This window comes from Shewanella sp. SR43-8 (genome assembly GCF_014163775.1).
GTDB classification, from domain to species: domain Bacteria; phylum Pseudomonadota; class Gammaproteobacteria; order Enterobacterales; family Shewanellaceae; genus Shewanella; species Shewanella vesiculosa.
Genome location: NZ_JACJDX010000036.1, coordinates 1 through 452, shown reverse-complemented (window position 1 = coordinate 452; position 452 = coordinate 1). Strand labels below are relative to the sequence as shown.

The following is a 452-nucleotide window of genomic DNA, read 5'->3' as shown; positions in this document are numbered from 1 at the left end:
ACGACTAAATTGTGCACGTTCGCCAGGGCTTCAAAGTCATTGGCGACGGCGGCCACGCCCGCTGGGGTCAAGCTGATGACACCGGTCACGGGATCAATCTCAAACCAAGCGTCGTCATTGCCGCTGACGATGCTGTAGGTCACTGGCGTGCCTTCCGGATCGATGGCATTGACGGTGCCAATCACCGTGCTGTCGCTGCTGTTTTCAAAATACGTAAAGTTGTAGCTGGTTTCGCCCACGGGTGGGGTGAACTCAGGCGTTTCATTGACATCAAGCTCAGTGAGGGTGACGTTAATGTTGGTGGTGTTGACACCATCTGAGGCGCCAACGACTAAATTGTGCACGTTCGCCAGGGCTTCAAAGTCATTGGCGACGGCGGCCACGCCCGCTGGGGTCAAGCTGATGACACCGGTCACGGGATCAATCTCAAACCAAGCGTCGTCATTGCCGCT

The 452-nt window shown here is 56.2% G+C and carries 1 protein-coding gene; it reads right to left on the bottom strand.

Features of this window, described 5'->3' with window-relative positions; all coding sequences use genetic code 11:
• Window positions 1-452 (bottom strand): cadherin repeat domain-containing protein (locus tag H5114_RS20245; RefSeq protein ID WP_182723885.1); only part of this gene is annotated, 452 nt, incomplete at both ends.